The 9,687-nt window shown below is 58.0% G+C and carries 10 protein-coding genes and 1 pseudogene; 7 read left to right on the top strand and 4 right to left on the bottom strand.

The genetic code is table 11. From position 1 onward, the window contains the following. Positions 1–103: 103 nt before the first annotated feature. Positions 104–1,318 carry a plasmid replication protein RepC gene (repC, locus tag AB8B29_RS36150; RefSeq protein ID WP_439007312.1) on the top strand — a complete coding sequence of 405 codons (1,215 nt, stop codon included), beginning with the start codon at positions 104–106 and terminating at the stop codon, positions 1,316–1,318. A 121-nt stretch (positions 1,319–1,439) separates the two neighbouring features. Here the strand turns inward: repC and AB8B29_RS36155 are convergent, their stop codons facing one another. Beyond that, the gene (locus tag AB8B29_RS36155) at positions 1,440–1,865 is read right to left on the bottom strand and encodes a type II toxin-antitoxin system VapC family toxin (protein ID WP_439007313.1); all 426 of its coding nucleotides are present in this window, start codon (positions 1,863–1,865) and stop codon (positions 1,440–1,442) included. Beyond that, positions 1,862–2,119 carry a FitA-like ribbon-helix-helix domain-containing protein gene (locus AB8B29_RS36160; protein WP_112441107.1) on the bottom strand — a complete coding sequence of 86 codons (258 nt, stop codon included), beginning with the start codon at positions 2,117–2,119 and terminating at the stop codon, positions 1,862–1,864. The genes AB8B29_RS36155 and AB8B29_RS36160 overlap by 4 nt, the downstream gene beginning before the upstream one ends. A 193-nt stretch (positions 2,120–2,312) precedes the next feature. Between AB8B29_RS36160 and AB8B29_RS36165 the strand changes: the two are divergent. After that, positions 2,313–2,783 (top strand): annotated as a pseudogene (locus tag AB8B29_RS36165) (ABC transporter ATP-binding protein); the annotation flags it as partial. Positions 2,784–2,852: 69 nt separating this feature from the next. On the opposite strand, the gene AB8B29_RS36170 reads toward AB8B29_RS36165, so the two are convergent. Beyond that, a complete protein-coding gene (locus tag AB8B29_RS36170) occupies positions 2,853–3,188 on the bottom strand; it encodes a hypothetical protein (protein WP_439007314.1) in 336 nt (111 codons plus the stop codon). 1,310 nt (positions 3,189–4,498) lie between these two features. Here AB8B29_RS36170 and AB8B29_RS36175 point away from each other — a divergent pair. The 3 genes from AB8B29_RS36175 to AB8B29_RS36185 are packed head-to-tail and all read left to right on the top strand — an operon-like array spanning position 4,499 to position 6,208. Continuing rightward, complete coding sequence (locus AB8B29_RS36175) at positions 4,499–5,332, top strand: lysozyme inhibitor LprI family protein (protein ID WP_439007315.1); 834 nt, start codon at positions 4,499–4,501, stop codon at positions 5,330–5,332. Positions 5,333–5,361: 29 nt separating this feature from the next. Further along, positions 5,362–5,748 carry a hypothetical protein gene (locus AB8B29_RS36180; RefSeq protein ID WP_113134435.1) on the top strand — a complete coding sequence of 129 codons (387 nt, stop codon included), beginning with the start codon at positions 5,362–5,364 and terminating at the stop codon, positions 5,746–5,748. Continuing rightward, on the top strand, positions 5,741–6,208 hold the full coding sequence (locus tag AB8B29_RS36185; RefSeq protein ID WP_439007316.1) for a hypothetical protein: 468 nt from the start codon (positions 5,741–5,743) through the stop codon (positions 6,206–6,208). The genes AB8B29_RS36180 and AB8B29_RS36185 overlap by 8 nt, the downstream gene beginning before the upstream one ends. A 34-nt stretch (positions 6,209–6,242) precedes the next feature. Here the strand turns inward: AB8B29_RS36185 and AB8B29_RS36190 are convergent, their stop codons facing one another. Beyond that, positions 6,243–7,325: a lysozyme inhibitor LprI family protein gene (locus AB8B29_RS36190; protein WP_439007317.1), complete on the bottom strand. Its 1,083-nt coding sequence runs from the start codon at positions 7,323–7,325 to the stop codon at positions 6,243–6,245. Between the two features lie 629 nt (positions 7,326–7,954). On the opposite strand from AB8B29_RS36190, the gene AB8B29_RS36195 reads away from it, so the two are divergent. Both AB8B29_RS36195 and AB8B29_RS36200 read left to right on the top strand, forming a co-directional pair. Beyond that, positions 7,955–9,085: a hypothetical protein gene (locus AB8B29_RS36195; RefSeq protein WP_439007318.1), complete on the top strand. Its 1,131-nt coding sequence runs from the start codon at positions 7,955–7,957 to the stop codon at positions 9,083–9,085. 51 nt (positions 9,086–9,136) lie between these two features. Further along, positions 9,137–9,687: DUF4424 family protein (locus AB8B29_RS36200; RefSeq protein ID WP_439007319.1), on the top strand; the 551-nt coding region annotated here is incomplete at its 3' end.

Consider the following 9,687-nt stretch of genomic DNA (forward strand, 5'->3'; position numbering starts at 1 on the left):
TGTCTGTAGCAAGCAAAGAATCGCATTTCCCCGAATCACTGTCAAGAGTCTTTGGCGCCGCGTTGGTGAGCGTTTTTCTTTTGCCTTTTGAAAGGTGAAGGAAATGCAGGTTAGAAATGTGACGACGCCCTTCGGGCGGCGGCCGGTTTTGCTTGCCCAAATTAGACGGCAAATGAGGACGGCTGAAATCAAGACCGGTAAGACGGCCGATAAGTGGAAAGTGTTTCGCGACGCGTGCGAGGCGAGGGAGGTGCTTGGCATCCAAGATCGAGCGCTCGCGGTCCTTGATGCGCTGCTGACGTTCTATCCGGATGGCGAGCTCTCCGAGAATCAAGGCCTCGTCGTCTTTCCGTCGAACGCGCAGCTCTCCGTGCGAGCTCACGGCATCGCCGGCACGACGCTGCGCCGCCACCTCGCCGCGCTTGTCGACTGTGGTCTCATTCAACGCAAGGACAGCGCCAACGGGAAGCGTTACGCCCGCAAGGATGAAACGGGTGCGATCGATGACGCCTTCGGCTTCAGCCTAGCGCCGTTGTTGGCGCGCGCCGAGGAACTGGCTCATATGGCTCAGCAGGTGGCGGCGGAACGCAAACGTTTCCGTATGATCAAAGAAGCGCTGACAATCTGCCGGCGAGATGTTCGCAAGCTGATTAGTGCCGCAGCAGAGGAGAGGGCTCCGGGCGACTGGAAGCATATCGAAGCGCTGTTCATTGACCTCTTGTCACGTATCCCGCGGACACCGACGGCATCAGACATCAAATCGGCCCTCGAAGAGATGGAGATGTTGCGCGAAGAAATCCTCAACCAGCTGGAAGCTAACGATAAATCTGAAGATATGGATGGCAATGCTGTCCAAGATGGATGTCACATACAGAATTCAAATACCGAATCCATCAATGAACTTGAACCACGCTCTGAAAAAGAGCAGGGGGCGAAATCGAGCCCAGACAACAAACGAGCGGGGGAGCCGATAAAGGCGTTTCCGCTTGGCATGGTGTTGCAAGCCTGCCCGGAGATTTCAAACTATGGCCCGGGAGGTGCCATCGGCAGTTGGCGGGACTTGATGTCGGCCGCTGTTGTCGTTCGGTCGATGCTCGGGGTCAGTCCTACCGCTTATCAGGATGCGTGTGATGCACTCGGACCAGAGAACGCGGCTGCGATAATGGCGTGCATTCTTGAGAGGGCAGGGCACATCAACTCGGCTGGCGGCTATTTGCGCGATCTTACCCGGAAAGCCGAGAGGGGCGAGTTTTCGCTGGGGCCGATGCTCATGGCGCTAATGCGCGCAAACGCACCTGCCGGAAAAAAGGCAGGGTAGCCAATGAGAGGCCGTTTAAGCGGCCTCATGTCGTCCTCTTCTGGCGAGCTTGAAGGTCAACATGTCTTTCCCAGCGACGTGTCGATAAAGACCTGAAATGTCGACATATACCCAGCAAGCCTCATTGCGAGGAATTCCAAGGGTTGATGACGTTGAGACCAGCAGCCTCGAACGGACTTGTATCGCGCGTGGCAACCGTTAGACTGCGGGCGGCCGCCACGGCGGCGATGTATCCGTCCGCCTTACCGATGGCCTTGCCGGCCTGCTTCGTACGGGCCATAAGCTGGGCATATGCTTGCGAAGCGTCCAGGTCGAACGACAGAATTCGTCCCGTGAAAGCTGGCAAGACCTCTCGTTCCAAGCGGTCCTGATAGATTGTGCGTCGCTTGCCGTCTGGCATTGATGCCAAGCCGAAGCGTAGTTCAGCAATCGTGATCGTAGAAAGATAGAGGGTTTCGACCATTTGTGCGTCGATCCAGGCCAGCACGTTGGAATCCGGCTCGATCTTCCACAGTTCGGAAATCACATTGGTATCGAGGACAATCATTCAAAGCTCATCGGTTCGGCCGGTGTCTTGTCGCGAAGCTGGTTGAAGCTCTCAGCTTCAGTGTCTGTCAAACCCACGGCTTCACGGGCAATGGAAGTTAGTAATGTGCCGAGCTTCAAACGGCCTTCTGGTTTGGCTGCTTGCTCGAGAATGCTGCGGATTTCAGCCTCTGCGCTCCGGCCGTGCAGGGCCGCTCTGACACGGATGGCGCGATGCACCTCCTCGGGAACGTTGCGAATGGTAATGGAGGCCATGCTTGAAATCCTCGTATATGATTGCGTTGCTTGCAATATATAGAAGTGCAATCATTATTTCAATTTGAAGGTTGTCCGAAAGTTGATCCCGCTGCACTGCGGATTGGCCCAATCAACCCTGCAATGATACCGTCGCAGAAAAACTAGCATCTACTGATCGCCTAATCTTCCTTCCTTAGAGTTCTAGCGAGCCATGTCAATTTCAGATGCGATCTACCGCCCCTTCGAAAGCCTGATCCGCCCGCTCGACATCCCCTATCGGCCGTTGCCGTCGAAGGGGCCGGTCGCCGTTCTCCTGCACTTCATCTCTATGTTTCGCGGCATCCTGATCACGCTCGCCCTCTGCACCATGGTGATTGAGGTCATGAGTCTGACGATGGTCTGGGGCCTGTCTGTTATCGTCGACGGCGTCACGCAGCAGGGCGCTGTCGCCTTCCTGCACAACGACCGGATGCTGCTGATCCTCCTTGGCCTGATGCTTTTCCCCTGCATCCCGACTGGCTCTTTCCTCGTCAATACGCTGACCTCGCATACGCTTGGCATCGGCATGCCGGCCGCCATTCAATGGCAGGGCCACAGGGCGGTGGAGCGGCAGGACCTCGCCTTCTTCCACGATCTCTATGCCGGCCAGGTCGCCTCGCGCCTGCAGCAGGTAGCGTCAGCGACATTTCACTAATCGTCTCTCTGCTACGAGTCGCACAGGATTTCTGGCATCTCCTTCGAGGAGTGCCAGCTAGCCAAGAGAAGTTTTCCATTCCGTTTCAAAGTTTGGATGCAGGCGCCATCCTGTAAGTCTGTTGTAAGAATCAAATGCCAGTTTCAGCCTGCGATCGATAGACACAAACTCGATCCGGAATTGGATGGATGAACCGTCTGCGAAAACTAGCTGCGCTTTACGCATGACGCGAAGGCTCCGCTGAAGAAGGGCTTTCTTAATGACTTCTATTACTTCCATCTCAGCTACTGCAGCTGCCTCGCTTCCATCGAAGCCTCCCGCGCCCGTGACGGCGGATTCCGACACAGGCAGAACCTCGGCTCCCACAGTCGGCTCATCCTCTGCAGCCAACATTCCGTCCGCCATTGCGACTTTAGCGTTGCGCGGTGATTCCGACGGTGACTCTGACGGCCACTGAATGCTGACACGGCAGAATCGACCGCATCGGGAAGCATGAGGGTAGCTTCGTCACGAGCATGATAGTTGCATCTGTCGTCCGTTCACGCGGGCCTAGATTGCTGCCCGTTCGGACTGCCATGGCTGCCCTGCTATTATCATCCCAACGTCATGGCAGGGCAGTTGTCGTTTAGCATTTAATCGTAAGAATGCCCCTGTTCCGGCAGGTGATGGGACCTAGTTTGAGATTTTTCGGTGCGATTTTCGGCGCTTGAGGCGCTCCCATCTGGCCATAACCTCTTGTGATATTTGGCATTTTTAGATGAAGCTTGGCCGTGGTTAGCCATCTTTTTCACGGCGGCGAATCTCACATTAAGTGCCAAGATTTACGCCAGAATCTCGAATTAAATGCCAAACGACAGCGCGTCTGGGTACAAGAAGTGGGAGCAGGGAACGCCGCAGCCGTCGGGTGCTGCGCGGACTTTGCTTCGGATCATGGAGAGGGAACCCGAAGCGGTGCTGCGGGCTTTGTCGGCTGAACCTGCCGCAGTTGATAGCGACCACGTCATTCCCCAAGCCGCTCACTGAAACTGTCTCTTGCTAGGGGAGGGGCGTTCTGGTCGTTGAAGGTCGGTTGGACTAACCGTCCGTTCCTCGTGCCTCCATATGCTGAGCTTGCGTCCTCGCTGGTCGAGCCGCTAGTGAGCCCTCCAAGAAGCTGATCTCACGTCATTGAACGCGTCGTCGATTTCGGCACGATCGCAACCTTGCGTCCGCTCGTACAAAGAGGGCGTTTGCGGGAGGGGCAATACACTACCTTACCGGCGGCCATCGATGCTCCCCAGTGAGCATTACCCGCAACGCCTTTCGCACCTTCCGCGAGAGCTCATCGACAGTCGCCATAACTCGGTTACCACTGACAGCGTCGACGTAAGCTCTGGGGCATACCTGATGACGTGATACTCGTTGCTTGCAGAGGGGGTTGCCGGGTGGGTCACCGTACGCTTGCGCAGGACAAGGCCAGCTTCGGATGCCATGAACTCATGCTCGAGCGGCCTGACCCCATAAGCGAGGCGGTGCAGTATCGTCCATAACAAGTGCACGGACGTTCAGATTTCCGAAATCTCGTACAACCAATAACAATATCGAGCTATTTGCGAATATCGCCAAGACCGAGATGTCGCTCTCGACAACGGTCCGATCCGTCGCAAGCGCGATACCACCAAGCTACACCATGTGGCGGAAGAAACAGAGGAGCACGCATCACCATGTCCGGCCATCAATCCACGGCAAGAATCCGGCTCACGATTGCCGGCCTGATGACGTTCCTCGGATTGGGCATTGCAACGCCGGCATGGGCCATCGACTGCACCAAGGCGAGCGGCCCTATCGACAAGAAAATTTGCGGCGATGCGGGCCTCAAGGCGGCCGACACGACGATGGGACAGGCCTATGCCGCCCTCCTCAAAACAGTGCCGGATCCTGAAATCCGTGCGATGCTGGTCAATAGCCAACGCCGCTGGATTACCGCGCGCAACGAGGGCTTCGGCGGTGGCTCGGATGGAGCCGCCATACCCATCAGCGAGATACGCCGCGCCATGACGGCACGCACCGCTCGACTGAGCGACCGATCTGACAAAGGGTTTGTCGCGCAGGCTCAAGAGCAGAGGCGCTTTCTTGCGAAGTATACGGGCGGCGCGTTCGCCGGCTTCGATACGCGCTGCGAGTTCATTCCCAACGACAAGGATCAGTCGAGCTACTCCTATCAGTGCTACGGCGCCATGCATGTCCGCAACAAGGACCGCCTTTGCAGCCTCAGCACCGAATGGGCGACCTGGTCGCTTTATGAATATTACGCCGTCAGCACCATCGAGGGCGACAAGGCCAATGCTTCGGCCATTTGCAGCGACCAATCGGGGGATATCTGCAGCGACAGCCAGAAAACCGGTTGGACGCGGGACCCCGGCGCGGACCAACACCTTCCAGCGCTGAAGACCGATTTCCCCAAGCTGGATGTCGAAGGCGCATGGCCGCTCGAGGAATCCGACGCAACCTGGTTCGACCAATGCCTGACCAGCCCAACCTATCCGCCCGTGCAATGAGCTGCTTTTTCCAACAGCGAGGCAAGACGATGAACGCAGGACGATCGGCTCCCAATCGCCTGCTGGCGATGGCTGCGGGTCTTTGCATGCTATCGGCCTTTGCGAACCAAGTGCAGGCGGCCGGTTTCAATTGCAAATACGCCAAAAGCCACCTGGAGAAGTTGATCTGTAAAGATTCTCGCCTATCGAAGCTCGACGACGAGATGAACGTATTGTTCGACAAGATCGAAGGCGAAACCGCCGGCCACGACGGCGAGACGGGCCAGGTGATCGATCCCGCCGGCAAGGAGCAAAAGCATTGGCGGGAGACCGTAAGGGACGCCTGCAAGGATGCCCAATGCCTCAAGTCGGCCTACACCAGTCGCCTTGCCGAGATGCGAAAGAATTGGGCGGAGGCTCTCGATTCCGATGACTGATGAAAAAGCAAGCGGGACAATCGTCAGCGGCCGCCCAGCCGCTGTGCTCGGCTCCGCGCTTGTGGGCATCCTTCTCGCGACCGGCACGGCTCTGGCCAGTGGATCGCTGCCACCCGAGCCGCTTTCGGCCGGCCCTTTTGCAAATTTCGCCGCGTGCCGGACCTATCTGGAAACCACACACCAACAACTGAGCGCTATGGCCATGCCCAAGCCTGTCACGAACCCGGCAGGCGGGACGCGACAGGTTGTGATCTATACGAAGGGCGTGTCGCAAGACGGAAGCGAACAGGCCACTTACGAGGCGGAAGTTGGATATGAGTTTCGGCACGTGGATCCCGGGCGACGCTCCATCATCACGAACTACACCTGGGAGCGGTATTCAATGTCCTGTCACGGCGCGGCCTTCGACGGAACGCTCGAGCGCGGCTATGCGCTGCCGGGGATTGTGCCGGCCCCATAGTGGGCCGGCTCATCATGGATGACCTCGATCTCCCTTATCGGGGAAGCCGGCTCTCAAGCTCCGCGGCGCGCTTGGCTGTCGTCTGCACCAAGCAATCGTCAGCCACGACCAAAGCGGCAGTACCGCCGGTGCTATCCACGGCACATTGCTTGTCCCGTTCGGCAATCCAGCCTCGCTGCTCTTCACGCAGTTGCGTGGCGCTCGCCTGATCGAGCTCTGCCCGCAATGCACGATAGGCTCGATTGAGACGATCATCCTGATATTTATGCTCCGTGCCGGCGCAGTCACGCATGGCGACGGTAACGCCTTCGGATTTGTCGAGGCACGCCTTGTAAGAAGGGCGCACCGCGTCGACCTGCTTCTGCACCGTAGACGATTTCGACGTTTCAGCTTTGTCTGCCGGCGCCTTCTCGTCGACCCGACGATAAACCCGGGAAAAGCTGACGTTGATACCGCCGCACATATGATTGTCGCCGACGACAAGATAGCGCCCGAGTTGTGCCATCTTGACCTGGCAAAGACCAGGTATCTTCTTGTCCTGATAGGGAAGAAGCTTTTCCGGCTCGCCGTCGTCGCCGGATTGGTAGCCGAATTTGACTTGAGACTCTTTGCCGTCGACGAGGGCGGCAAATTGCCCTCCCTCCTCACCGTTGCCGAATTGAAGATTGGCTTTGGCGTCGATGCGGATCTTGTCGCCTTGTTGCTTGGCGACGATCGTCGTTTCGCTGTCACCCCATCGCCCGACCCAGTTGGGCGCCGGCGATATTGGAGCAAGCCGCGCCAGCGGCAACCAGCCGGCAGTTTCATCGCTCTCGGGTGGCTTGGCAGGATTGAGATATTCGGCGCAGGCGCGGTCGCCATCGATCCGGTTTACAGCGACTTGATCGCCCGGCAACAGAAAGGCGCCCTTGTTGCAGATCACAGATTTCTCCGGACACTGAATCTCGACCTTATCCCCAGGCTTGATTTCATAAAGCTGGACTGCGAGCGGATCGTCATCCACGGCGTCGAAGCCGAAGCAATCAGTCTTTTGCTCGGCCGCCCAGACAAGCGTCGGAATCGATAGCGCCAGAACGGATAAAGAGAAGCGGCAGAGGGCGCCACGCCAGACATTCATGCTGATATCCTTTCAATGAGATAGGGCTATCTCCGGCCTCGATCCTGCAAACTCAAGACGAATCGAAGACCCTACCCAATGCGGCTGGATCCATTTTTGGGGTCCCGCAGAATCAATTCTGCTGTGGCACCCTTACGACACGCGGGAGTTGCCGGCCAGCCGGAAGGCGGACTTTTGAAAATATAGACGGATGTGCACTTATGACGGACGCAGGGATAGCAGTGTCGTGAATAGGTTCTGATAAATGCCTTGTCGGTCCTGTGTCCTGATGCTGGCGGCGCCGTAGTCGGGCGGGTCCCTTTACTGTCCAGGGATCCTGGCAAGCCGCTAAGCTTGAGGCCTTGCTCCCGGACAATCGAGGCCCGCCGCGCGGCAAGAGAATCCGCTTTCGGGCTGAAGCGTGCCGATGGCGTTGGAATGAGAGGGAGCGGGTCTATATATTGGATCCGATAGGCAAAACAATGACGAATGCGAACCGCGGCAAATGGCACCCCAGGAATTTGCTGCCCGCCACCTCCGCTATGGCGATGTCCTGCTTGGTGGGCCTATGGGGAGCGACAGCTCACAGTGCATCGGGTGATAACCATTCGAGCCAAACCCCAACGCCCTTGTGCGAGGATGTCCGCGACATGCTCGCAAACAACACCGATATGCGCATGGCAGAGACCCTTGCCTTCGGGAAGAACGTACGCTTTCGCGCCGAAGGCTCTTCCGAAAAATGCGTTTCGCTTGCGGCTCTCATGACGTTCACCGGCAGCCGAGTTCTGATCACAGCAATTGCGCCGGATCCGGGCGAAAGCGGACTTGATCAGGGCTCCAGTCTGTCGGCCTATTTTTTCCGAGAGTCGGGAAGTACGCTGCGGCTCGTCACGGTCAAGCGCGATTTCGCCGAGAGCAATGGCGCATTGGGCAATGTGGGCGATATCAATGCCGCGCATTTCGGAGCCGATGACGGCATGATGGTGAATGGAGGGATATCTCAGCAGGGCTATTCCAATGATTTGACTGACTTTTATGTGTTCCGTAACGGCAGCATCGTCCGGCTCGGTATGGTTCCGACCGGCTGGAGCAATAGCGGCGCGGAAGAAGACGACAGCAAAGCCGTGACCATAGCGGGCAGGATCGAGACCGGCTTACCGCAACCCGACCGCGTACGCGTCACCTATACGAGAAGTGTGCGCGGAGACGACGAACGCTCAAGCGTCGCCATCTGGCGTTCGCAGGCAGGCAAATTCGTGCTTGAGGCTGGGAGCGTGCCAGAGGAGATCATCACCGGCTTCGAGCTTGCCGGCGATGTCATCGCCAGGAACGGGACGCCTGTGCCCGCGACTGATGCCTCACCGCCCCCATCTGCTGCCGGTACCAGTTCGCACGGCGTCTGGTCGATCGACGATATCGGAATGGTACCGCCTTCTTCTGACGTCACCGAAGCCATCAAACACGATTCCAACTATCCGCCGATCTGCAAGCTGACCGGGAGGGAGATGTTGCCGTCGCTGTCGGCAACCAACAAGACCTGGTTCGTGACGACCTCGAACCGCTGTGATGCGGGCGGAGGGACGGGGCCGGTGTGGATCGTATCCGTTGCGCCCACCGGCAAGGCAAGCGTGGTTTTCAGCGCCTTCCGTCACGCGGTAAAAGCCGAAAACGGCCTGCATGGCGAGTTCCACGATATGTTCGTCAATGGTGATGCCAGGAACCCCAAGTCCGGCGAGATCTACACATTCGACGGTGTAACCTATCGCAAGAGCGGATCCTGAAGCACCCCACAGACGCCAACCCGGCACTTGCCCCATCCGGAAAGAACTAGAATGCGCTTTACCCCGTTCGCCTGTGGAGCCCTCTTGCTCCTGTCCACTCCCGCTCTCGCCGATGACAGCTCGGCAACCTTGGCAGCCGGTGGCCTCGTCCTTCAGAAGACGGACAAGATCGCGCTCGTCTCAGAGGAGCTATATCTCTCCACTACGGGTATCCGGATCTCCTACCGCTTCCGCAACCTGACAAACGCCGACTATTCGACGACCATCGCTTTCCCGATGCCGGCATTTCCGGGCGGCGGCTCCAACTCCACCACGGTCGTTCCCGACCCGGGGAGCGATAATTTCATGAAATTCCAGACCATTGTCGATGGCCAACCCGCTCCCTCGCAGCTCGAGCAGCGGGCGTTTCTGACGGCCGATGGCAAGCCCGACGTGGAAATCACCGACAAGCTCAAGGCCCTGCATATCCCCCTGGTGCCGACTTCCGAGGCGACCGAGGCAGCGATTGGCCGCCTGACGGACGCGCAGCGCAAGGACCTGGCGGACGCCAATATCCTCGACCCCGGAAGTGACGACTACAACGGACAGCCAGCAACCCTTTA

It is taken from the genome of Rhizobium sp. 11_C7_N12_5 (assembly GCF_051811145.1).
In the GTDB taxonomy this organism is placed as follows: Bacteria; Pseudomonadota; Alphaproteobacteria; order Rhizobiales; family Rhizobiaceae; genus Rhizobium; species Rhizobium lusitanum.